This window comes from Streptomyces sp. NPDC012888 (genome assembly GCF_042900645.1).
Taxonomy (GTDB): Bacteria; Actinomycetota; Actinomycetes; order Streptomycetales; family Streptomycetaceae; genus Streptomyces.
Map to the genome: position 1 here is coordinate 1 of NZ_JBIBBM010000014.1, position 23,043 is coordinate 23,043.

The following is a 23,043-nucleotide window of genomic DNA, read 5'->3' on the forward strand; positions in this document are numbered from 1 at the left end:
CGCAGGCCATCGCGCAGCGACGCGACGAAGGAGCGCCCTTGACGCCGCCGCACGCCCCGGAAGGACGATGGGACGGACGGGCAACCACCCCGACGGATCCAACGCCCCCGCCCCAGCAGGCCCACTCATCCCCGCCCCCACCCGCAATCCGTGCCCCCGCCCCAGCAGGCCCAGCCACCCCCACCCCCGCCCGCCTACTCGTACTCCACCGTCAAGGTCGCCTGGCTGTCCCTGTTCGCGAACAGGTAGGCCGTGGCCGTCTGGTCGCGTTCGAAGCGGAGGCGGATCTGAGTCCTTCCCGACGTGTCGATCGCCGACAGGCCGGCCGGGGACAGGTCGGTGGACGACGCGCTGCCCGAGCCGAAGGCGGCTACCCTCGCGGCGCCGGGGGCGGTCGGGGGCGCGCCCCAGTCCGTCGGCTCCGTCGCGCAGCCGCCCAGGCAGCCGTTGTGGACGTCCACCAGGAGCTGGTTGCCGGGCGGGCTGGACCAGGGGTCGCCCGAGCCGCTGCTCCGGGTCAGTGTCACGTAGGCGCGGGTGACGGTCTTGCCGGCGGGGACGGCGCTGGTGTCGAAGGACAGGACGGTGCGGTTGAAGAGGCCGTCGGCGCCGCGCCCCAGGGCCAGGCCGTGGCTGTTCTCCAGGGTGCCGACGGTCGGGCCGGAGCCGTCGGCGGCCGCCTTGACGTAGCCGTCCTCGGCGTCGGTGCTCGGCAGCGTGAGGCGGCCGGTGGGCGGCGGGGTGGTGGGGCCGTCGCCGCCGAGGGCCCGGACCATGCGCATGATGGTCTCGATCTGCTTGCCCCCGTGCCGGGCGTAGCCCGGATCGCCCAGGTAACCCCACCAGTTCCAGCAGCCGTTGGGGTTCTCCAGCGTGGTGGTCGGGGCGGCCTGGGGGTAGAGGACGATGAGGTCGTTGGTGTCGGCGTACTCGTTGAGGTAGGCGCGGTCGATGAACCGGGTGCCGAAGTCCTGGTACGAGTAGGCCTGCTTGCAGCCGTGCAGGGTGACGACGACCTTGCAGGTCGCGCCGTTCGCGCAGCTCCTGGGGACGTAGACGAAGCCGTCGTCGCCCATGGAGATCGGCGCGGCGGCGCCGCCGGGGGCGTACGGGTTCTGGTCGAACCGGATCAGGCTGCCGCCGGGCGCGGCCGCGGGGGCGGCGACCGGGCCGAGGAGGTGCCCGAGGAACTCGCCTTCGGCGTCGAAGCCGCAGTCGTTGACGTAGGGGCTGGCGGTCACGCCGCAGGAAGGGGTCCCGAGCGGACTGATCCAGGCGTGGCCCGCGCCGGTGCTCCTGTTGTAGCGGACGTTCGCGCCGAAGCTGCCGTAGTAGGCGCTGAGGGCGGTCACGACGGGGCGTTCCACGGTCGAGTCCCCGGACCCGCTGAAGAGGTAGACCGGATCGCCGTCCAGGCCGGTGGTGTCGTCGATGAGGCCCTGTGCCGACCAGTTGCGGGTCGTCTGTACCAGCTTGTCGAGCTGGAGGTCCTGGTAGACCTCCATGCAGGCGTTGAGTGCCCTGCCGAGGTCGTTCTGGGCGCAGTAGTTGGGGCCGGAGGCGAACGCGGCCGATCCGTCGAAGGTGTGGGAATAGGCCACGTGCAGCTGTGTGGCCATGTAGCCGCCCGAGGAGATGCCCGCGCTGTACACGCCCTCGACGCGGTACGGGGTGAGCGCGCCGGCGACCGGTGGGGCGGGGGCCGCGACGGCGGCTTCGGCGGGGGGAGCGGCAGTGATCGCGCCGACGGTGAGCAGCAGTGCGGCGGCCGGGCCGCCGAGCCTTCCGAGAGACAGGTGCACGGACCCTCCAGGGGGCGGGGGACGGCTCATCGGTTCGCTGACTGGCTGCGACGGTAGCGCTCGGCCGGCTGTGCCACTCATGGTGGGGGACCACATGATCGGGCGTCTGAGTGTGGTGTGCGCGGCCATGGGATGTCCGGGCGGGTGTCTCTAGCGTCTCCTGGCATGACGAGCCAACCGAGCCAGTTCCGGGCGCTCCCCGGGTCTCCCGCCCGCCGGGGCGGCACAGGCGACCTGTCCGGCCGCACCGCCATGGTGACCGGCGGTGGCAGCGGTATCGGGCGGGCCTGTGTGCGGGCACTGGCCGGGGCGGGCGCGCTGGTGCACGTCGTCGACCTCGACGCGGAGGCCGCCGGGGAGGTCGCCGAGTCCGTCGGCGGGCACGCGCACGGTGTGGACCTCGCCGACGCCGGGGCGGTCGGAGACCTCCCCGGCGAGGTCGACATCCTGGTCAACAGCGCGGGCCTGCAACACGTCGCCGCCATCGAGGAGTTCCCGCCTGACCGCTTCGAACTGATCCAGAAGGTGATGGTCACCGCCCCCTTCCTGCTGCTCCGGCGGTGCCTGCCGCACATGTACGCCCGGGGCTGGGGCCGCGTGGTCAACATCTCCAGCGTCCACGGTCTGCGGGCGAGCGCGTTCAAGTCCGCGTACGTGGCCGCCAAGCACGGGCTGGAGGGGCTGAGCAAGGTGGCCGCGCTGGAAGGCGCGCCCCACGGGGTGACGAGCAACTGCATCAACCCCGGTTACGTGCGGACCCCGTTGGTCGAGCGCCAGATCGCCTCCCAGGCGGAAGCGCACGGCATCGCTCCGGGGAACGTCCTGACCGACGTCCTGCTGAAACGATCCGTCATCAAACGGCTGATCGAGCCCGAGGAGGTCGCCGAGCTGGCCGTGTGGCTCTGCGGCCCGCACACCGGCTACCTGACCGGAGCCTCGATCCCCCTCGACGGGGGCTGGGGCGCGCACTGACCCGCTCAGCACCGCACCGCCGGGCCCGGTCGACGCACCGCCGGGCCCGGTCGGCGCGCCGCCGCCCCCGGTCGGCGCGCCGCCCGCGCCACCGCCCGCGCCACCGCACCGCCCGTACGCCCGCACCACCCCACACCGCCCACACCGCCCACACCGCCCACACCGCCCGCACCGCCGGCGGCGGACACCGCAGTCCCACGACTCCCGATTCCGCCAGCAACGAACAGGTGAGCACTGTCATGAGCCCTGCCAGCACCGCACAGCCCGCGAGAGGCGGCATCGGCCGCATCGTCTCGGCCAGCCTCGTCGGCACCACCATCGAGTGGTACGACTTCTTCCTCTACGGCTCGGCCGCCGCCCTGGTCTTCAACCAGCTGTTCTTCCCCGCCAGCGACCCCCTGGTCGGCACCCTGCTGGCCTTCCTCACCTACGCCGTCGGCTTCGCCGCCCGGCCGCTCGGCGGAGTCGTCTTCGGGCACTACGGCGACAAGATCGGCCGGAAGAAGCTGCTCGTCCTCAGCCTGCTGATGATGGGCGGCGCGACGTTCGCGATGGGCCTGCTGCCCACCCACGCGTCCATCGGCGCCGGCGCGCCGGTCCTGCTGACCCTGCTGCGCCTGATCCAGGGCTTCGCCCTCGGCGGCGAGTGGGGCGGAGCGGTCCTGCTGGTCTCCGAGCACGGCGGCGACGACCGCCGCGGCTTCTGGGCCTCCTGGCCCCAGGCCGGCGCACCCGGCGGTAACCTCCTGGCCACCGGCGTGCTGGCGCTCCTCGCCGCGGTGCAGTCCGAGGAGGCCTTCCTCGCCTGGGGCTGGCGGATCCCCTTCCTTCTCTCCGGCGTGCTGGTCGTCATCGGCCTGTGGATCCGCATCTCCGTCTCCGAGTCCCCGGTCTTCCTGGAGGCGCGGCGCAAGGCGGCGGCGGAGGCCGAGGCCGGCCTCAAGGAGAAGCCGCCGGTGGTGGAGGTGCTCCGCACCGGCTGGCGCCAGGTCCTCACAGCGATCGGCACCCGGCTCGGCGAGAACGTCTCGTACTACATCCTCACCGCGTTCCTGCTGGTCTACGTCACCACCCACCTCGGGCTGCCCAAGAGCGACGCGCTGAACGCCGTACTGATCGGCTCCGCCGTCCACTTCGTCACCATCCCCGCCTGGGGCGCCCTGTCCGACCGCTTGGGCCGCCGACCCGTGACGCTGGTCGGCGCCGTGGGGATGGCCGTATGGGCCTTCGCCTTCTTCGCGCTGCTGGACACCCGGTCGTTCTGGGCCATCACCCTCGCCGTCACCGTCGGTCTGTTGCTGCACGGTGCGATGTACGGGCCGCAGGCCGCCTTCATCTCCGAGATGTTCGACACCAGGGTCCGCTACTCCGGGGCCTCCATGGGCTCCCAGCTCGCCTCCATCATCGGCGGCGCGCTGGCCCCGATCATCGCGGTCGCCCTCCTCGACGGCTACGGCTCGTCCGTGCCGGTGTCCCTCTACCTCGCCGCCGCGGCCGTGGTCACCGCGCTGACCGTGTGGGCGGCCCGGGAAACCCGGGGCCGCGACCTCGCCCAGGACACCCGCCCCGCCCCCGACCCGGCCCGATCGGCGCAACCCCGAACCCCGACACCCCGCACCGGCTGACCCCGAGACCGGCCCCACCCCCGGCCCGCCCCGGCCCTCCGGGTCCCGACCCTCTGGGTCCTCCGGGTCCTCCGGGTCGCCGGGTCCTCCGGGTCGCCGGGTCGCCGGGTCCTCCGGCTCTCGCCTCCGGCCCTCGGGTCAGCCCGGGCGCGGGCCTCGTGCCTGCCCCGGGCCCCGGGCCCCGGACCGTCTCCCGGCCCCGCGGCCGGCTGGTCCGCCGCCTCGGTGCGCGTCCGGGGCCGCTGGCCCCGCCCGCGGCGGAAGGGCGGCCCCCGCACCTGCCCGGCCCGCCGTGCGCCCGAGCGCCGCCGGGGCCGGGGCTGCCGCCCGGGCCGGCCCGGCGTGGGCCCGGCGCCGCCCCGGGCGGGGCCGTTCCGTCCGCCGTTCCCCGCGGTAGCGCTTCGCCGTATGCTCCCCACCGTGAAGCCAGGCAGCTCAGGCAACCAGCGCGAACACCGCTCCGCCGCCCGTGAACTGCTGGACCTGCTGGCCCGGCAAGCGCCCGACGAAGCCTTCGCCGGGCCCGCGGCCTCCGCGCGGCGGCGCGGCGCCGGGCCGGAGGAGTTGGCCGACATCGGGGAGGCCACCGAAGTCGCCCTGCGCATCCGGCGGACCCTCAGTCAGCACCGCCGCCGCGAAGCCGAACTGGCCGCGCTCTTCGAGACCGCGAGCGACCTCGCCGCGCTCCGCGACCTCGACGCGGTCCTCCGGGCCATCGTGCGCCGGGCGAAACTCCTGCTCGGCACCGACGTCACGTACCTCTCCCTGAACGACGAGACCGCCGGCGACACCTACATGCGGGTCACCGACGGGTCCGTGGCCGCCGCCTTCCAGCAGGTGCGGCTCGGCATGGGCGAAGGGCTGGGCGGCCTCGTCGCCCAGACCGCCCGCCCGTACGTCACCGGCGACTACCGGTCCGACACCCGCTTCCAGCACACCGCCGCCATCGACAGCGCGGTGGGCGAGGAGGGGCTGCGCGCCATCCTCGGCGTCCCCCTGCGCGTCGCCTCGAAGATCATCGGGGTCCTGTACGCCGCAGACCGCACGCCCCGCGACTTCACCCCCGACGAGGTGACCCTGCTCTCCTCCCTGGCAGACCACGCCGCCATCGCCATCGACAACGCCCGGCTGCTGGAGGAGACCCGGGCCGCCCTCGCCGACCTCAACGCCGCGTCCGAGATCATCCGCGTCAACGGCGAGGCGGCCCGCCGCGCCGAACAGGCGCACGACCAGCTCACCGACCTCGTCCTGCGGGGCGGCGACGCCCAGGACGTCGCGCACGCCCTCGCCGAGATCCTGGACGGCGGCATCCTGATCCACGACGCCTACGGCGCGGAACTGGCCCGCGCCCACACGGCCCCCCTGCCACCGCCCGCCGCGGCCGTCACCGCCTCCCGCACCAGCGGCCGCGCCGTGCTCCACGACGGCAGCTGCGTCACCGCGGTGCTCGCCGGCCCCGAGCTCCTCGGCAGCATCACCCTCACCGGCCACACCGAACTCCCTGACGCCGACCGGCTCCTCTTCGAACGCGCCGGCGTCGTCGCCGCGCTCCTGCTCCTCCTCCGCAGGTCCGTGGCCGAGGCCGAGGACCGGGTACGGGGAGAGCTGCTCACCGACCTCCTCTCCCTCGCCAGTGACCCGAGCACGCTGTCCGCGCGGGCACGACGACTGGACATCAACCTGAGCCGGCCGCACGCCGTCTTCGTCACCCACGGCGAGACGGCCCCGCGCCACCGGCTCCTGGAGGCCGCCGCCCGCAGCGTCCAGGCAACGGGCGGAGGCCTGGCCGGACTCCACCAGGACCACGTGGTGATCGTGGCACCCGCCGACGACCCCGGCCGTACGGCCCAGACCCTCGCCACCGCGCTCGGCAAGGCCCTCCGCGACACCGTGACCGTGGGCGCGGCCGGCCCCGCCGTCGGACCCGCCGCGCTCTCCGCCGCGCACACCGAAGCCCACCGCTGCCTCTCCGCCCTGCGGGCCCTCGGCCACACCGGGCAGGGAGCCGCCCTCCCCGGGCTCGGCTTCATCGGCCTGATCCTGGGCGACCGGGCCGACGTCAACGCCTACGTACGCGCCACGCTCGGCCCGCTCCTCGACTACGACGCCTCCCGCGGCACCGGACTCGCCCACACGCTGGAGGCGTACTTCGCGCAGAGCGCCAGCCCCACCAGGACCAGCGAGGCCCTGCACGTCCACGTCAACACGGTGGTCCAGCGCCTCGACCGCATCGGGCGCCTGCTCGGCCAGGACTGGAGCGCCCCCGCCAGAGCCCTGGAGATCCAGCTGGCGCTGCGCCTCCACCACCTGACCCGGAACCGTCCCCAGCCGGCCGGGCCGGGGTCCGCGGGCCACCGTTGACAGGCCCTGATCACCCGGCGGAGACTGCGGACGCGCGCCCCGCACGGCGCGAACCCGACTCAGGAGCGAGTGAGCCATGCCGTCCATCCGCGACGTGTACGTCGTCGACGCCGTCCGTACCCCGATCGGCAAGTTCGGCGGTGCGCTGGCCGGGGTCCGGCCGGACGACCTGGCCGCGCACGTGGTCAGGGCGCTGGTGGACCGTACGCCCGACCTCGACCCCGCCCGGATCGACGACGTCGTCTTCGGCGACGCCAACGGCGCGGGTGAGGACAACCGCGACGTGGCCCGGATGGCCGTGCTGCTCGCCGGCCTGCCGGTGACGGTGCCCGGTGTCACGGTGAACCGCCTGTGCGGCTCCGGCCTGGAGGCGGTGGTCCAGGCGGCCCGGGCCATCGCCCTCGGGGACGCCTCGGTCGCCATCGCCGGCGGCGTGGAGTCGATGTCCCGTGCGCCGTGGGTGGTGCAGAAGCCGGAACGGGCCTTCCCGGCCGGACACCAGCAGATGTGGTCGACCACGCTGGGCTGGCGCATGACCAACCCCCGGATGCCGGCCGACTGGACGGTCTCGCTGGGCGAGGGCGCCGAGCTCGTCGCCGACAAGTTCGGCATCACGCGCGAGGCGCAGGACGCGTACGCGTTGGAAAGCCACCGGAAGGCCGCGGAGGCGTGGGCGGGCGGGCTGTACGACGGCGAGGTCGTGCAGTACCCGGGAGTGGCCGAGCTGGTGCGGGACGAGTGCATCCGGGAGGGCTCGACCCCGGAGGCGATGGCCCGCCTGAAGCCGGCGTTCCGGACGGACGGCACGGGTACGGTCACGGCCGGCAACGCCTCCCCGCTGAACGACGGGGCGGCCGCGCTGCTGCTGACCGACGAGGCGGGGCTGGCGGAGACGGGGCGGGAGCCGCTGGCCCGGATCAGGGCGTCCGCCGTGACCGGGATCGAGCCGCAGCTGTTCGGACTGGGGCCGGTGGAGGCGGTGACGCGTGCGCTGGACAAGGCGGGGCGGGGCTTCGGGGACCTCGCGGCGTTCGAGCTGAACGAGGCGTTCGCCGCGCAGGCACTCGGGTGTCTGGCGGCGTGGCCGGAGCTGGACCCGGCGGTGGTCAACCCGCGCGGCGGCGCGATCGCCATCGGGCATCCGCTGGGCGCATCGGGGGCGCGGCTGGCGGGGTCGGTGGCGCACCAGCTGGCGGCGGCGGGCTCCGGCACGGGGGTCGCTGCGCTCTGCATCGGCGTGGGCCAGGGCATCGCCCTGGTCCTGGACCGCTAGCCACCCCACCCGACCCGGGGGCCCCTGGGCCCCGCCTCCCGGCTCTGGGGGCTCCGCCCCCGTCCCGCCGGCGCCTCAAGCGCCGCCGAGGCTGCGACGCGCCCCCGTCAGGGGCGCGGGGAACTGCGTGCCCGGCCACAGCCGGCCCGCGGCCGAACGCGTTCCTGGCCGACCGGGGCCGCAACCGGTGCCTGCGGCCCTGACCCCGCGCCCTGGGGGCTCCGCCCGCATCCCCCCGGCGCCGCAAACGCCGCCGAGGCTGCGACGCGCCCCCGTCAGGGGCGCGGGGAACTGCGCGCCCAGCCACAGCCGGCCCGCAGGCTGAACGCGGGCGAAGTCGATAGGCGCCCAGGGGTTCACAGCCCCGGGTGGCTGAGGCCCCGCCAGGGGCGCGGGGAACTGCGCGACCGGCCACAGCCGGCCCGCAGGCTGACAAGGGCGCGGGGAACCGGCGCGGACCAGCCACGGCCGCCCCCGGCGCGGCAGGGCCCCCGCCGCCCCCGGCGCGGTGATCGGTTTCGGACAGCGGCGGCGGGCAACTGCCCGATAAGCAGCCGGTGTTGGCGCCGCGGCCGTGGCTACGATGGGCCCGCCCCCGCCCCCGCCACGCCCGGAACGGAAGGCCCGCCATGCCGCTTCTCGATCCCGCCCTCTGGCAGGACGGACCGACGCTCACCGCCGGCACCGCCCCCGTGGTCGAGCCCGCGACCGGGCGGACCCTCGCCACCGTGACCCTCGCCGGGCCCGCGGACGTCGCCGAGGCCGCCGTGCGGGCGGAGGCCGCGCAGCGGGAGTGGGCCGGGGCCGCGTACACCGAGCGGGCGGCGGTGCTGCGGCGCGCCGGGGACCTGTTCGCCGTGCACGCCGCCGAGCTGCGCGACTGGCTGGTGCGCGAGTCGGGGGCGGTCCCCGGCAAGGCCGAGTTCGAGCTGCGCGTCGCCGCCCAGGAGTGCTACGAGGCGGCCGCGCTGGCCTCCCGCCCGGCCGGGCAGGTGCTGGCCGGCGAGGCGCCCCGGCTGTCCTGGACGCGCCGGGTCCCGGCCGGCGTCGTCGGGGTGATCGCCCCGTTCAACGCCCCGCTGATCCTCTCCATCCGCTCCGTCGCGCCCGCCCTCGCCCTCGGTAACTCCGTCCTGCTGAAGCCGGACCGGCGTACCGCCGTCTGCGGCGGCCTGGCCCTGGCCGCCGTGTTCGCCGCCGCCGGCCTGCCCGCCGGGCTGCTGCACGTACTGCCCGGCGGCGCCGGTACCGGCTCGGCGGTGGTGTCCGACCCCCGGGTTCGGGTGGTGTCGTTCACCGGCGCCACGGCCACCGGCCGGCAGGTCGCCGAGCTGGCGGGTCGTCACCTCAAGCGCGCCCACCTCGAACTCGGCGGCAACTCCGCCTACCTGGTACTGGCCGACGCCGACGTCGAGGCCGCCGTCAACCAGGCCGCCTGGGGTTCCTTCTTCCACCAGGGCCAGATATGCATGACCGCCGGCCGCCACCTCGTGCACGCCTCCCTCTACGACGAGTACGTCGAACGGCTCGCCGCCAAGGCCGAGTCGCTGGCCGTCGGCGACCCGTACACGGAGCAGGTGCACCTCGGGCCCGTCATCGACCGGGGCCAACTGGACCGCATCCACGGCCTGGTGGAGGCGAGCGCCGAACGGGGCGCCAAGCTCATGGCCGGCGGCACCCACCGCGACCTCTTCTACCGGCCGACGGTCCTCGCCGGCGTGGTCGACGACACCCCCGCCTACGCCGAGGAGGTGTTCGGACCGGTCGCGCCGGTCCGGTCGTTCGTCACCGAGGACGAGGCGGTGGCCCTCGCCGCGGCCGGCCCGTACGGCCTCTCGCTGGGCATCCTCACCGCCGACACGGCCCGCGGACTCGAGCTCGCCGACCGCATCCCCACCGGCATCGTCCACGTCAACGACCAGACGGTGAACGACGAGGCGGTGGCCCCGTTCGGTGGTGTGGGCGCCTCCGGCACCGGAGCCAGGTTCGGCGGCGAGGCCAACCTCGACGCGTTCACCGAACTGCGCTGGACGACGGCCCGCCGCACCCCTGCCGCCTACCCGTTCTGACCTCCGCTCGCCCGCCCGGCGGGGAATGAAGCGCGCCGGCCGGTCGTTTCCGCGAGCAGACGCGTGCGCCGCACGACGCGCGTGACGCAGCGTGACGCACGCACCCATCCATGGAGGTCCGGGACAGTGGCAACGGTGGAGCTCACCAAGGAGAACTTCGACAGCACGATCCGCGAGAACGGGTTCGTCCTGATCGACTTCTGGGCGGAATGGTGCGGGCCGTGCCGCCAGTTCGCCCCGGTCTACGAGAAGGCCTCGGAGGCCAACCAGGACCTGGTCTTCGGCAAGGTGGACACCGAGGCGCAGCCCGAGCTCGCGGCCGCCTTCGAGATCCGCTCCATCCCGACCCTGATGATCGTCCGCGACCAGGTCGCGGTCTTCGCCCAGCCCGGCGCCCTGCCCGCGGCCATGCTGGAGGACGTCATCGCGCAGGCGCGGGCCCTGGACATGGCGGAGATCAAGCAGAAGATCGCGCAGGAGGGGCAGGGGGAGTAGGGGCGGAGCCACCCCCCGTCCGGCCGCCGCCCCTCCCGTCCGGCCGCCGCCGCCCCTCCCGTCCCGGCCACCGCCCCCGTCCGGCTGCCGCGGTTCCCGCCGCGCCCCGCCCCGCCCCCGCCAGCCGCGGCGGCGACGCGCCGCCGCGGCGCCGGACCGTGCCGTGCCGCGGCCCGGCGGTGAGACTGGCGGCATGACGGAAGCCGTGGAGTACGACGTCGTGGTGCTCGGCGCGGGCCCGGCCGGCGAGAACGTCGCCGACCGGACCAGGGCCGCCGGGCTGAGCACGGCCGTGGTCGAGAGCGAACTCGTGGGCGGGGAGTGCTCGTACTGGGCCTGCGTCCCCAGCAAGGCGCTGCTGCGCCCCGCCCTCGCCCGCGCCGACGCCCGCCGGGTGCCCGGCCTGGCCGCGGTGGTGGCCGGGCCGCTGGACCGGGAGGCCGTGTTCGCCCACCGGGACTACTGGACGGGCGACTGGCGGGACGACGGCCAGGTCGACTGGCTCGAGTCGATCGGCGCGCACCTGTACCGGGGCCACGGCCGGCTCCGGGGCCCCCGCCGGGTGGCCGTCACCCCGCCGGAGGGCGGTGACCACGTGCTCGCCGCGCGGCAGGCCGTGGTCGTCGCCACGGGCAGCCGGGCCGCCGTACCGGACGTGCCCGGGCTGGCCGGCGCCCGCCCGTGGACCAGCCGGGAGGCCACCTCCGCCCGCGAGGTCCCCGGCCGGCTGCTGATCGTCGGCGGCTCGGTGGTCGCCGCCGAGATGGCCACGGCCTGGCAGGCCCTCGGCGCGCGCGTCACCGTGCTGGTGCGCGGCGAGCGGCTGCTGCCGCGGATGGAGCCGTTCGCCGGGGAGCTGGTGGCCGAGGCCCTGGCGGAGGCGGGCGCGGTGGTGCGGACCGGCGTGGCCGTCGAGGCCGTCGTACGGGACGGCCCGACCGGGCCGGTGACCGTGGTCCTTGCGGGCGGCGAGACCCTGGAGGGTGACGAGCTGCTGGTGGCCACCGGGCGGTCGCCGCGCACCGAGGACATCGGCCTGGAGACGGTCGGACTGGAACCGGGCGGCTGGATCGAGGTGGACGACAGCCTCCGCTCCACCGCGCACGACTGGCTGTACGCGGTCGGCGACGTCAACCACCGCGTGCTGCTGACCCACCAGGGCAAGTACCAGGCCCGGATCGCGGGCGCCGCGATCGCCGCCCGGGCGGGCGCCGGACCCGCCGGACCCGCCGGACCCGGCACCGGCACCGCGCGCTGGGGCCCGTACAGCGCCACGGCCGACACCGCGGCCGTGCCCCAGGTGGTGTTCACCGACCCCGAGGCGGCGGCGGTCGGCCCGACCCTGGCGGAGGCCGAGCGGGCGGGCCACCGGGTCCGCGCGGTCGACCACGACCTGGGGAAGGTCTCCGGCGCGGGCCTGTACGCGGACGGGTACCGCGGGCGCGCCCGGATGCTGGTCGACCTGGACCGCGGGGTGCTGCTGGGGGCCACCTTCGTCGGCCCGGGCGCGGCGGAGCTGCTGCACGCGGCGACCGTGGCGGTGGCGGGGGAGGTGCCGGTGGAGCGGCTCTGGCACGCGGTCCCCTCGTTCCCGACGATCAGCGAGGTCTGGCTGCGGCTGCTGGAGAACCATCGGGACGACAGCGCGTAGACGTTTAGGTGTTTAGGCGTTTGCCTAATGTCATTAGGTGAAATAGTCTCGCTGTTAGGAAGAGTGGTCGACGGGAAACGGCGGAGGCGTCGGATGGCAGGGGCGGAACGGGCCGGGCTGACCACGGAGAAGGTGGTCCGGGCCGGGGCTGAACTCGCCGACGAGCTCGGCTTCGAGCAGGTCACTCCCGCGGAGCTCGCCCGCCGGTCCGGCGTCCGGACCGCCAGCCTGTACTCGCACGTGAGGAACGCCCACGACCTCAGGACCCGCATCGCCCTGCTCGCCCTGGAGGAGCTCGCCGACCGGGTCTCCGCCGCCGTGGCCGGCCGGGCGGGCGCGGACGCCCTCAGCGCCTTCGCCAACGCCTACCGCGACTACGCGCACGAGCACCCCGGCCGGTTCGCCGCCACCCGGTACCGGCTCGACCCCGAGACGGCCGCCACCAGCGCGGGCGTCCGGCACGCCCGGATGAGCCGCGCGATCCTGCGCGGCTACCACCTGGCCGAGCCGCACCAGACCCACGCGGTACGGCTGCTGGGCAGCGTGTTCAGCGGCTACGTCGAACTGGAGGGGGCCGGCGGCTTCAGCCACAGCTCCCCGGACCCCGAGGAGAGCTGGACGGCGATCCTCGGCGCCCTCGACGTGCTGCTGCGCGGCTGGCCGACCGGCGAGGACGGGGCCTGACCCCGCCGCGCCGCGACCGGCCGCCGTTCACAAGACCGGAGCCGTACCCGTGGTACCCGTACGCACCCGCCCCGCCCCCGTACCCGTGTCCGCCCCACCCGCCCACGCCCCCGTCCCCGCATCCGTATCCGCCGCACCGGAGATCCGAGACCATGCCCACCGCGCACGACTGGACCACCACCCCCATCACCGCCGAGTTGCTGCGCGGTGCCCTCGACCTGGAACACACCGGACGCGGCGTACTGCCCCACCGGCTGACCGCCCGCGCCCGGCAGCAGGTCCCCGACGCGCAGCTGGCCATGGCGGAGTCCCAGCCCTCCGGCGTACGGCTCGTCTTCCGCACCCGCGCCACCGCCGTCGAACTGGACGTCGTGGCCACCAAGCGCGTCTACCCCGGAGCCCCGCCGCGGCCCGACGGCGTGTACGAACTCCTCGTTGACGGGCGGCCCGCGGGACGCGCCGGCGTCACCGACGGTGACGTCGTCACCGTCGACCTGGCCTCCGGGACCACCCGGACCCGCCCCGGCCCGGTGGGCACCCTGCGTTTCGCCGAACTGCCCGGCGGCGAGGGCGTGGAGAAGGACGTCGAGATATGGCTGCCGCACGACGAGACCACGGTGCTGGTCGCCCTGCGCACCGACGCGCCCGTCGAACCCGCACCCCGCGCCGGACGCAAGGTCTGGCTGCACCACGGCAGTTCGATCAGCCACGGCTCCAACGCGACGGCTCCCACCGGGACCTGGCCCGCGGTGGCGGCGGCCCTCGGCGGAGCCGACCTGGTCAACCTGGGCTTCAGCGGCAGCGCCCTGCTCGACCCGTTCACCGCCCGGGCCCTGCGCGACACCCCGGCCGACCTGATCAGCGTCAAGCTGGGCATCAACCTCGTCAACGCCGACCTGATGCGGCTGCGCGCGTTCGGGCCGGCCGTCCACGGCTTCCTCGACACGATCCGCGAAGGGCACCCCGACACCCCGCTCCTGGTCGTCTCGCCGATCCACTGCCCCATCCACGAGGACACCCCGGGACCCACCGCCATCGACACCACCACCATGGCCGAGGGCCGGCTGCGGTTCGCGGCGACCGGGGACCCGGCGGAGACCGCCGCGGGCAAGCTGACCCTCCGCGTGATCCGGGCCGAACTGTCCCGCATCGTCCGGCAGCGCGCCGCGACCGACCCCCACCTGCACCACCTCGACGGCCTCGAACTGTACGGCGCCGCCGACCACGCGGAACTGCCGCTGCCGGACGACCTCCACCCCGACGCCGCGACGCACCGGCTCATCGGGGAACGCTTCGCCCGGCTCGTGTTCGGCGAGGGCGGCCCCTTCGCCCCGGCCTAGACCTCCCCGCCGCCGCGTCCGCCCGGCTCCCCGGCCCCGGCCCCGCCGGTGTCCGCTGCCGGCCGGGTGAGGTGGCGTACGAACCAGGCGCGGGCCAGGTCGGTGACCTCGTCCAGCGCACCGGCCTCCTCGAACAGGTGGGTGGCGCCCGGCACGACCTCCAGCCGGTTCTCGCAGCGCAGCTCCTCCTGGGCCTGCCGGTTCAGCTCCAGCACGGTGGTGTCCCGGCCGCCCACCACGAGCAGGGTGGGCGCCCGTACGCCGCCCAGCGCCGGCCCCGCCAGGTCCGGCCGCCCTCCGCGCGAGACCACCGCGCCGACCCGCGGCCCGGCGGTGTCCCGGGCGTCCGCCGCGGCGGCCCGCAGCGCGGCCGCGGCGCCCGTGCTGGCGCCGAAGTAGCCGACCGGGAGGGAGACCAGGCCGCACAGCCAGCGGGTGGCCTCCAACAGCCGGTCCCCGAGGGTCTCGACCGCGAACACGTTCGCCCGGACGGACTCCTCGGCCGGGGTCAGCAGGTCCAGCAGCAGCGTCCCGAGCCCCGCCGCGTTCAGCCCGGCCGCCACCGCGCGGTTGCGGGGGCTGTGGCGGCTGCTGCCGGAGCCGTGCGCGAACAGGACCACCGCCCCGGCGCCCTCCGGGAGGACGAGGTCACCGGCCAGCACGGCCCCGCCGGCCGTCACCTCCACCGGGCCCGTACCGAAGCCACCCGTACCGGACCCACCCGCCCCGCCGGACCCGCCCGCCCCGCCGGACCCCCCCGCCCCGCCGTCACCGCCGGCTCCGCCGCCACCGCCGCCGGCCCCCGCGCCGCTCCCCGTACCGGCGCGGCCCAGCAGCGCCACGACCTCCTCGTCCGGGGTCTGGGAGAAGTCCCGGTACCACTCGCCGACGGCCCGGAACGCGGGCGGCGCGTACAGGCACACCACCTCGTCGGCCTCCGTGCGCAGCCACGCGACCGCGTCCGGCGGGGCCACCGGCGCCGCCAGCACCACCCTGGCCGCGCCCTGCGCCCGTACCACCTCGCAGGCGGCGGCGGCCGTCGAACCCGTCGCGATGCCGTCGTCGACCACCACGACCGTGCGGCCCGCCACCGGCACCCGGGGCCGGCCCGCACGGAACCGGCCCGCCTGCCGCCGCAGGTTCTCCTCCTCGGCCCGCTCGACCTCCGCCAGCTCCCGCTCCCCGGCCCGGCTGCGGCGCACGATGTCCTCGCTGATGATCCGGACCCCGCCCTCGCCGATGGCGCCGAAGCCCAGCTCCCGGTGGTACGGCACCCCGAGCTTGCGGACCACGACCACGTCGAGCGGGGCGCCCAGCGCACGCGCCACCTCGAACGCCACGGGGACCCCGCCCCGGGGCAGCCCCAGGATCACCGGATCCTCCGCTTCCAGATGCCGCAGCGCCTCGGCGAGACGCCGGCCCGCGTCCGTGCGATCGGTGAAGAACATCGTCCTCCACCCCCAATCCACGCCTACTTCGAACGAACCCCCACCGGGCCGGATCCGCAACCGGAGCGGGCCCCAGCACGCCGCCGCAGGCCGCCTGCCAGGTAATTCGGTGTCGGCACCCCCTCCGGCAGGAGAAGATGAACGCTCACCCACCAGGAGGAACCCATGAGCCAGGAGACCCTGACTCTGCACGACCTGCTGCCCGCCCAGGAACTGGCGGAGGCCATCGACGCCGGACACGTCGTCCGCAAGGCGCACCCGGAGCTGCCGCTCTCGCTCTACTCCTACACCCGCACCTGCCAGTACGAACGGGTGTGGAACCGGGTCACCACGCGTTGCCGCGGCCTGGTCGCCGACGACGTCACCGGCGAGATCGTGGCCCTGCCGCTGCCCAAGTTCTTCAACGTCGGCGAGCACGCGACCGGCCACGCCTACGCCCCGGCCCTGCCCGACGAGCCGTTCGAGGTGTACGACAAGGTCGACGGCAGCCTCGGCGTGGTCTTCCACTACGCCGGCCGCTGGCGGGTGGCGTCCAGGGGTTCCTTCACCAGCACCCAGGCCACCTGGGCGCAGAAACGCCTCGACGGCAAGGACACCTCGGCGCTGGAGCCCGGCGTGACCTACCTCGCCGAGGTCCTGTACCCCGAGAACCGCATCGTGGTCGACTACGGCGACCGCCGCGACCTGGTGCTGCTCGCCGCGTTCCGCACAGACGGCACCGAGGTGCCGCTGGCCGAGGCCGCCGCCGGCTGGGAACCGGTCGGCTCCGTGGTCCGGGTGTGGCCGGCGATGGCCCTGGACGAGCTGCTCAAGCTGACCGAGACCAGCACCCTGCCCGGCGGGGAGCCCGCGACCGGCACCGACGCCGAGGGGTGGGTGCTGCGCTTCGCGTCGGGCGTCCGCGCCAAGGCGAAGATCGCCGAGTACGTGCGGCTGCACAAGGTCCTGACGGGCGTGACGGAGCGGGACATCTGGCGCAGCCACGGCGTCCAGCGGTTCGCCGGAACGTCCGTCAAACGCCTGGCCCAGGGCCTGGGCTGCTCGGTCGCGGAGCTCGGCGGAGCCGGTGCCGCCGGCGGCGGCCGCCCGCTGGACGCCCTGCTGGAGCAGGTGCCGGACGAGTTCGACGCCTGGGTGCGCGGCGTGATCCGGCGCCTGGAGGACGAGGCGGCGGCACGCGAGCGCGCCATCGACGAGGCCTACGCCGGCGTCTGTCATCTGGCCGGCGACCGGGGCGCGTTCGCCCGCGCCGTCAAGACCCTGCCCGTGGACCCGGGCATCCGGGCCGCCCTGTTCCTCCGGCTCGACGGCCGCCCGACGGACCTGCTGGTCTGGCGGGCCGTCCGGCCGGAAGCGGCGGACCCCTTCACCACCGACGAGGAGAACTGAGACCGTGCCCGTGGTTCACGTCATGACGGGTCTGCCCGCCTCCGGGAAGACCACGGCCGCCCGCCGGCTGCAGGCGGAGGCCGGGGGCCGGATGCGCCGCGTCAACCTGGACGACCTCCGCGCCATGCTGGACGTGCCGGCGCCCGAACGCGGCCGCTCGCACGCGCACGAGCGGACGGTCCTGGAGATCCAGGACGCGGCGGTCCGGTCGGCGGTCGAGGGCGGTTTCGACGTGGTCGTCGACAACACCCACCTCACCCCGCACGTGCCCAAACGCCTGAAGGCGGCCGTCACCGGGCTCGGCGCGGAGTTCGCGGTGCACGACTTCACCGACGTACCGGTGGAGGAGTGCGTACGCCGGGACGCCGCCCGTGAGCGGCCCGTCGGCGAGGAGATCATCCGCATCCTCGCCGACAAGCACGTCAAGGCGCGCCGCGGCGGCTGGCGCCTCACCGCCCAATGGCTGGCCGACTCCCCGGCGGGCACCCCGTACACGGCCGACCCGGCCCTGCCGTCCGCGGTGATGTGCGACATCGACGGGACGCTCGCACTGCGCGGCGACCGCGGCCCGTACGACTTCACCCGCTGCGACGAGGACCTCCTCAACGTGTCGGTGCGACAGGCCCTGCGGGCCTTCCGGGCCGCCGAGAACGACCGGATCGTCCTCCTGTCCGGCCGCAGCGAGGACCACCGGGACATCACCGAGGCCTGGCTGGCCCGCCACGAAGTGCCGTACGACGAGCTGTGGATGCGGGCGTCCGACGACGGCCGCAGCGACGACATCGTCAAGGCGGAACTGTTCGACGCCCACGTGCGGCACCGCTACGCGGTGCGCGTCTCGCTCGACGACCGCGACCGCGTGGTGGCCCTGTGGCGCCGCATGGGCCTGCCGACCTGGCAGGTCAACTACGGCAACTTCTGAGGGCGTACGGGCAGGGGAGCCGGCCGTCGCGCGAGGCCCGTCGGGCGGGCACACCGTCAGCGGCCGCGCCGTCTGGCAGACTTGGCGCGTCACCCCGGGCGGTGCAGGACAGGAAACCGGTGCGATTCCGGTGCGGTCCCGCCACTGTGACCGGCTCCCCCTCGCGGGGAGCCGGGAGTCAGACACTGACGCACCGCCCCCTCACATCGACCAGGGGACGAGGATCCCCCGGAGAGGCCCGGCTTCGCCATGTCGTTGTCCCGCTCGGCCGCCCTGCGCGCCCTGCTCCCGCTCACCCTCCTGATACCGCTGGCCGGCTGCGCCGACGACGGCCCCCGCGACGTCCCGCCCGGCAAGGCCGCGCCCGGGTTCCCGTACACCGTCGCCAACTGCGGGGTCAGCACCACCTTCGAGGCCCCGCCCGAGCGGGCCGTCACCCTGAACCAGCACGCCACCGAGATCCTGCTGGCCCTCGGCCTCCAGGACCGGATGGCCGGCACCGCCTACCTCGACGACTCCGTGCTCCCCGCCTACAAGCCCGCCTACGAGCGGATCAAGGTGCTGGCCAAGGAGTACCCGTCCAAGGAGGTGCTGCTCTCCGCCGACCCCGACTTCGTGTACGGCGGCTACTCCTCGGCCTTCGACAAGGGCGCCGGCCGCGACCGCGACGGCCTGGAGAAGAGCGGGATCCACACCCGGCTCAGCGTCGAGTACTGCACCAAGGGCCCCGTCGGCATCGAGCAGTTGAACACCGAGATCACCGAGGTCGCCCGGACCTTCGGCGTCCCCGAGCGCGGGCAGAAGCTCCTGGAGGACCAGCGCCGCCGCATCGACGCGGTCGCCGCCAGGGTCGGGACGCGGCCCAAGCCGTCCGTCTTCGTGTACGACTCGGGAGAGGGCTCCGCCTTCACCTCCGGCGGCTACGGCATCGGCAACGAGATCCTCGACCGGGCCGGCGGCACCAACGTGTTCGCCGACCTCAAGGACACCTTCGGCGACGTCTCCTGGGAGAAGGTCGTCGAGCGCAAGCCCGAGGTCGTCCTCATCTACGACTACGGGAAGACCAGCGTCGAGGCGAAGAAGCAGCGGCTGCTGAACGACCCGGCCCTCGCCGAGGTGCCGGCCGTCAAGAACAAGCGGTTCGTGGTGCTGCCGCTGTCCTCGGCCGTGCTCGGCGTACGGGTCGCCGACGCCGTCGAGTCCCTGGCCGGCCAGCTCCACCCGGGCACGCGGTGAGCCCGGGCCGGGCCGTGCCCGGCACCCTCCCCCTGCCGGCGGAGCGCTCCCGGGCCGGTCTGCGCACGGCGCTGGCCGTCCCGCTGCTGGTCGCGGCCCTGCTCGCGGCCGCGGTCGCCGGGCTCGCGCTCGGCCCGGTACGGATCGCGCCGGGCCGGGTGCTGGACATCCTGCTGGCCGGACCGGACCGGCCCGGCGGCGCCTTCGCCACCATCGTGTGGGACGTCCGCCTGCCGCGGGTGGTGCTCGGCGCGGTCGTCGGCGCCGGACTGGCCGTCACCGGGACCGTGCTCCAGGCCCTGGTGCGCAACCGGCTCGCCGACCCGTTCCTGCTCGGCGCGTCCTCCGGGGCCTCCGCCGGCGCGGTGCTGGCCGTCGTACTCGGCGCCGGGGCGGCGGCCGGACTCGGCATGCCGCTCGCGGCCTTCGGCGGCGCCCTCGTCGCGCTGATCGCCGTGTACGCGATGGCGCGGCGCGGCGGCACGATGACCACCGGCCGGCTGGTACTGGCCGGAGTGGCCGTGCAGTACGTCCTGTCCGCGTTCACCAGCCTGGTCCTGGTGCTCGCCGCCACCGCCGACGAGGTCCGCTCGGTGCTGTTCTGGACCCTCGGCGGCCTCGGCGGGGCCCGCTGGGACGAACTGGCGCTCCCCACCGCCGCCCTGGCCGTCGGTACCGGTCTGCTGCTGGCCCTGGCCCGGCCGCTGGACCTGCTGCTGGCCGGCGACGAGGGGGCCCGCACCCTCGGCCTGGACACCGGCCGGTTCCGGGCCGCCGTGTTCGTGCTCACCTCGCTCGTGATCGGAGTGCTGGTGGCGTACAGCGGGGCGATCGGCTTCGTCGGGCTGATGGTGCCGCACGCCGCCCGGATGTGGGTGGGCGCCGGTCACCGGGCGCTGCTGCCGGTGGTCGCACTGGCCGGGGCGGTGTTCCTGACGCTGGCCGACCTGGTCGCCCGTACGGCCGCCGCGCCGGAGGAGATCCCGGTCGGGGTCGTCACCGCTCTGGTCGGGGGGCCCGTCTTCCTGTGGCTGCTGCGACGGTCCTCGCGGGCCGAGGGGGTGCTGGGATGACCGCCGTGACCGTGCCGGACGTACGGCCGGAGCCGGAGCCGGAGCCGGAGCGGGGGCCGGTGCCCGTCGCCCTGGCCGTGGAGGGCCTGACCTACGGGACGGCCGGGAGGGTGCTGCTGGACTCCGTGGACCTCACGGCCCGGCCCGGTGAGACCGTGGGTGTGGTCGGCCCCAACGGCAGCGGCAAGACCACGCTGCTGCGCTGCGTGTACGGGGCCCTGAGGCCCGGCGGCGGCCGGATCCTGGTCGACGGCGCCGACGCGGCCGGCCTCGGGGTCAGGGCGCGGGCCCGGCGGATGGCCGTGGTCCCGCAGGACGCCACCGGAGTGCTCGGGCTGACCGTGCGCGAGGTGGTCGCCATGGGCCGCAGCCCGCACAAACGGTTCTGGGAACAGGACGGCCCCGCGGACGCGCGGCACGTGACCGAGGCCCTGCGCACGGTCGGTGCGCAGGACCTCGGCGGACGGCGGTACGAGGAACTGTCTGGCGGCGAGCGCCAGCGGGCCCTGCTGGCCCGTGCGCTGGTGCAGGAGCCGGGCCTGCTGGTGCTGGACGAGCCCACCAACCACCTGGACGTGCGTTACCAGTTGGAGCTGCTGGGCCTGGTGCGCGGGCTGGCCGCCACCGCCCTGCTGGTGCTGCACGACCTCAACCTGGCCGCTTCGTTCTGCGACCGGCTGTACGTGCTGGCGGACGGGCGGGTGGCGGCCGCCGGGACCCCCGCCGAGGTGCTGACGGAGGGCCTGCTGGGCGAGGTGTACGGCGTGAGGACCCGGATCGGGACCCATCCGACGACGGGCGCGCCCAGCATCGTGTACCTGCCGTGACCGGGCCCGCCCGGCTGGGGTCCGTCAGGGGGAGACGGTGATGTGCTGGGCGGGGCTGGTCGTGTTCGCCACCGTGTAGACGGCGTTGAAGACGGACGCGGTGGCGCTGGTCGGACAGCCGAACCCACCGGTCACCTTCACCGGTACGGAGGCGTTGGTGAACCCCAGGGTGGGCGGGGCGCCGTTGGTCCAGGTTCCGCCGACGGGCGCGGGCGCGGTCGGCGCGGTGACGACGGTGCAGCTGGCCAGGCCGGTCGTCTTGACCACCAGCCCGCCGGCGGGGACGGTCAGCGTGGCGGTGCTGGGCGCGCCGTGCTGCATGGTGACGGTCCAGGCGCCGCTGGTCGTCACGGTGGGGGTGACGCCGGGCATGCTCGACGTGCAGGAGCTGTAGGTGGGCGCGGAGATGGGGGAGGAGACCGGGCCGGCCGGGTTGTGGTTGGCGGGGGCCGCCGGGACGGTGCCGCTGGCCACGGAGACGGTGCAGGTCACGGTGACGGAGCCGGCCTTGAGGGTGGCCTTGCCGCTGAGGGTGGCCTTGAAGCCGTGGCCGGCGGGGGTGACGGTGGTGGAGCCGGCGGCCGTCGGTAAGGAACCGGCGGGCGCGGCGGCGGTGGCGGGGGCGGAACCGAGGGCCAGGGCGGCCACGGCCGCGGCAGAGGCGGCCAGGCCCACGGTGAGCGGGACGCGGGTGGTTCGGCTCATGGCGGTGCTCCTTGGGGATCGGGGTGCACGGTGGGGGTGTCGGGGTCGGTCGAGCGGGAGCCGCCGGGGGTGGGGGGACCGGCGGGTGCGTGGGACGGGGCGGCGGCTCCGGCGGAGCCGTCGGGGGTACCGGCCTCGGCCCGGGGGCCTGCCGGGCGCGGCTGCCAGGCGAACATCAGCCCGCCGCCGAGGATGCCGAGCAGGGTGCCGACGAGGAACCCGCCGAGGTTGGACAGCACCAGGGCGGCGGTGGCGATCAGGGTGGTGAGCACCCCGGCGAGGGACCGGTAGTGCGGGGCGAACCAGACGGACAGCCCGAGCACGATCATGACCAGGCCCATCAGGACGGACGGGATGCCCGCGACGCCCTGGGTGAGCATGACCTTCATCGGGGCGAGCGGGAGCACGCAGATCTCGGCTCCCGCGAGGACGGCGGCGAGGCCGCCCCAGAACGGCCGGCTGCGCCGCCACCGGCGGAATCTCAGAAGCATTCCTTCTTGCCCTTGCTGATGTCCATGCTGAGGCCGGTGAGCTTGAAGGTTCCGGCGTTCGTCGCCCACGCGGTCTGCTTCAGGTCGGTGATGGCGACGGTGTCGGCCTGCTGGCCGAAGAGGTCCTGCATGCCCTGGGCGTCGGCGGGGCCCTTGTCCAGGGTGGAGGCGTCACGGCCGATCTCGATGTTGGTGAAGACCGCGTTGCCGGAGAGCTGGGTGGCGTCGACGAACAGGTTCTTCGCCTCGACGGGCTGCTTCTTGCCCGCGGTGAGGTTGAGGGAGATGTCGCCGATCACCGGGAGGGTGGTGACCACCGACTGGCAGAGGCTGTGGAGCTTGGCGTCCCGGATGGCGGTGACCGCCACCGGGATCAGTTCCTCGCGGGCGTTGACGTCCACGCTGCCGTACTGGGCGAAACCCTCGCCCGTCAGGCTCTGCGCGGAGACCTTGAACTGCTGGCCGGACACGGCGAACGACGCGGCGAGCGCGCCCTGGGCCAGGGCGATGCCCAGGCCCGCGGTGACCGCGACGGCGGGTACGGTCAGGACGGCGAACCGCCGCCACTTCACCCGGCCGTCGCCGGCCTCACCTAACGCGGCATGCTCCATGGCTGCCCCCTTTGATCGTTACTGACCGGTATGGGTGTGCGGTCGAATGTAAGAGTGCCAATGGTGGTT

Annotated in this window: 19 protein-coding genes and 1 riboswitch; of the genes, 14 read left to right on the forward strand and 5 right to left on the reverse strand. The window is 75.0% G+C overall.

Annotated elements, in window-relative coordinates:
- Positions 1-194 precede the first annotated feature (194 nt).
- On the reverse strand, positions 195-1,802 hold the full coding sequence (locus tag ACFY61_RS23245; protein WP_389474712.1) for a poly(3-hydroxybutyrate) depolymerase: 1,608 nt from the start codon (positions 1,800-1,802) through the stop codon (positions 195-197).
- 165 nt (positions 1,803-1,967) lie between these two features.
- Between ACFY61_RS23245 and ACFY61_RS23250 the strand changes: the two genes are divergently transcribed.
- From ACFY61_RS23250 to ACFY61_RS23290, 9 genes are all read left to right on the forward strand, one after another.
- The gene (locus ACFY61_RS23250; protein ID WP_389474714.1) at positions 1,968-2,774 is read left to right on the forward strand and encodes a 3-hydroxybutyrate dehydrogenase; all 807 of its coding nucleotides are present in this window, start codon (positions 1,968-1,970) and stop codon (positions 2,772-2,774) included.
- Positions 2,775-3,013: 239 nt separating this feature from the next.
- On the forward strand, positions 3,014-4,399 hold the full coding sequence (locus ACFY61_RS23255) for an MFS transporter (RefSeq protein ID WP_389474716.1): 1,386 nt from the start codon (positions 3,014-3,016) through the stop codon (positions 4,397-4,399).
- A gap of 408 nt (positions 4,400-4,807) precedes the next feature.
- Positions 4,808-6,760, forward strand: coding sequence for a helix-turn-helix domain-containing protein (locus ACFY61_RS23260; protein WP_389474718.1), 1,953 nt, complete (start codon positions 4,808-4,810; stop codon positions 6,758-6,760).
- Between the two features lie 76 nt (positions 6,761-6,836).
- Positions 6,837-8,033, forward strand: coding sequence for a thiolase family protein (locus tag ACFY61_RS23265; protein ID WP_389474720.1), 1,197 nt, complete (start codon positions 6,837-6,839; stop codon positions 8,031-8,033).
- A 629-nt stretch (positions 8,034-8,662) separates the two neighbouring features.
- Entirely contained in the window at positions 8,663-10,102 is a 1,440-nt protein-coding gene (locus ACFY61_RS23270; protein ID WP_389474722.1) for an aldehyde dehydrogenase family protein, read from the forward strand.
- A gap of 126 nt (positions 10,103-10,228) precedes the next feature.
- Complete coding sequence (trxA, locus tag ACFY61_RS23275) at positions 10,229-10,597, forward strand: thioredoxin (protein WP_389474724.1); 369 nt, start codon at positions 10,229-10,231, stop codon at positions 10,595-10,597.
- Between the two features lie 193 nt (positions 10,598-10,790).
- Complete coding sequence (locus ACFY61_RS23280; RefSeq protein ID WP_389474726.1) at positions 10,791-12,248, forward strand: dihydrolipoyl dehydrogenase family protein; 1,458 nt, start codon at positions 10,791-10,793, stop codon at positions 12,246-12,248.
- Between the two features lie 93 nt (positions 12,249-12,341).
- Positions 12,342-12,932: a TetR/AcrR family transcriptional regulator gene (locus tag ACFY61_RS23285; protein ID WP_389474727.1), complete on the forward strand. Its 591-nt coding sequence runs from the start codon at positions 12,342-12,344 to the stop codon at positions 12,930-12,932.
- A gap of 152 nt (positions 12,933-13,084) precedes the next feature.
- Complete coding sequence (locus ACFY61_RS23290; RefSeq protein WP_389474729.1) at positions 13,085-14,272, forward strand: GDSL-type esterase/lipase family protein; 1,188 nt, start codon at positions 13,085-13,087, stop codon at positions 14,270-14,272.
- On the opposite strand, the gene ACFY61_RS23295 is transcribed toward ACFY61_RS23290, so the two are convergent.
- On the reverse strand, positions 14,269-15,720 hold the full coding sequence (locus tag ACFY61_RS23295) for a phosphoribosyltransferase family protein (protein WP_389474730.1): 1,452 nt from the start codon (positions 15,718-15,720) through the stop codon (positions 14,269-14,271). The genes ACFY61_RS23290 and ACFY61_RS23295 overlap by 4 nt on opposite strands.
- 165 nt (positions 15,721-15,885) lie before the next feature.
- On the opposite strand from ACFY61_RS23295, the gene ACFY61_RS23300 reads away from it, so the two are divergent.
- The 5 genes from ACFY61_RS23300 to ACFY61_RS23320 all read left to right on the forward strand — a co-directional run bounded on the left by ACFY61_RS23300 (position 15,886) and on the right by ACFY61_RS23320 (position 21,167).
- The gene (locus ACFY61_RS23300; protein WP_389474732.1) at positions 15,886-17,109 is read left to right on the forward strand and encodes a T4 RnlA family RNA ligase; all 1,224 of its coding nucleotides are present in this window, start codon (positions 15,886-15,888) and stop codon (positions 17,107-17,109) included.
- A 4-nt stretch (positions 17,110-17,113) separates the two neighbouring features.
- A complete protein-coding gene (locus tag ACFY61_RS23305; protein ID WP_389474733.1) occupies positions 17,114-18,031 on the forward strand; it encodes an AAA family ATPase in 918 nt (305 codons plus the stop codon).
- A 69-nt stretch (positions 18,032-18,100) separates the two neighbouring features.
- Positions 18,101-18,240: riboswitch (cobalamin riboswitch) on the forward strand.
- 40 nt (positions 18,241-18,280) lie between these two features.
- On the forward strand, positions 18,281-19,267 hold the full coding sequence (locus tag ACFY61_RS23310; RefSeq protein WP_389474735.1) for an ABC transporter substrate-binding protein: 987 nt from the start codon (positions 18,281-18,283) through the stop codon (positions 19,265-19,267).
- A 32-nt stretch (positions 19,268-19,299) separates the two neighbouring features.
- Positions 19,300-20,340 (forward strand): FecCD family ABC transporter permease, encoded by a 1,041-nt coding sequence (locus ACFY61_RS23315; protein ID WP_389474942.1) that lies wholly within the window; start codon positions 19,300-19,302, stop codon positions 20,338-20,340.
- Positions 20,337-21,167 (forward strand): ABC transporter ATP-binding protein, encoded by an 831-nt coding sequence (locus ACFY61_RS23320; RefSeq protein ID WP_389474737.1) that lies wholly within the window; start codon positions 20,337-20,339, stop codon positions 21,165-21,167. Before ACFY61_RS23315 ends, ACFY61_RS23320 begins: the two co-directional genes overlap by 4 nt.
- Before the next feature lie 24 nt (positions 21,168-21,191).
- Here ACFY61_RS23320 and ACFY61_RS23325 read toward each other — a convergent pair whose 3' ends face one another.
- The 3 genes from ACFY61_RS23325 to ACFY61_RS23335 are packed head-to-tail and all read right to left on the reverse strand — an operon-like array spanning position 21,192 to position 22,974.
- The gene (locus ACFY61_RS23325) at positions 21,192-21,872 is read right to left on the reverse strand and encodes a hypothetical protein (RefSeq protein ID WP_389474739.1); all 681 of its coding nucleotides are present in this window, start codon (positions 21,870-21,872) and stop codon (positions 21,192-21,194) included.
- Positions 21,869-22,363, reverse strand: a complete 495-nt coding sequence (locus ACFY61_RS23330; protein WP_389474741.1) for a DUF6114 domain-containing protein — start codon at positions 22,361-22,363, stop codon at positions 21,869-21,871. The genes ACFY61_RS23325 and ACFY61_RS23330 overlap by 4 nt, the downstream gene beginning before the upstream one ends.
- Positions 22,354-22,974 (reverse strand): DUF6230 family protein, encoded by a 621-nt coding sequence (locus ACFY61_RS23335; RefSeq protein WP_389474743.1) that lies wholly within the window; start codon positions 22,972-22,974, stop codon positions 22,354-22,356. Before ACFY61_RS23335 ends, ACFY61_RS23330 begins: the two co-directional genes overlap by 10 nt.
- Positions 22,975-23,043: the final 69 nt, after the last annotated feature.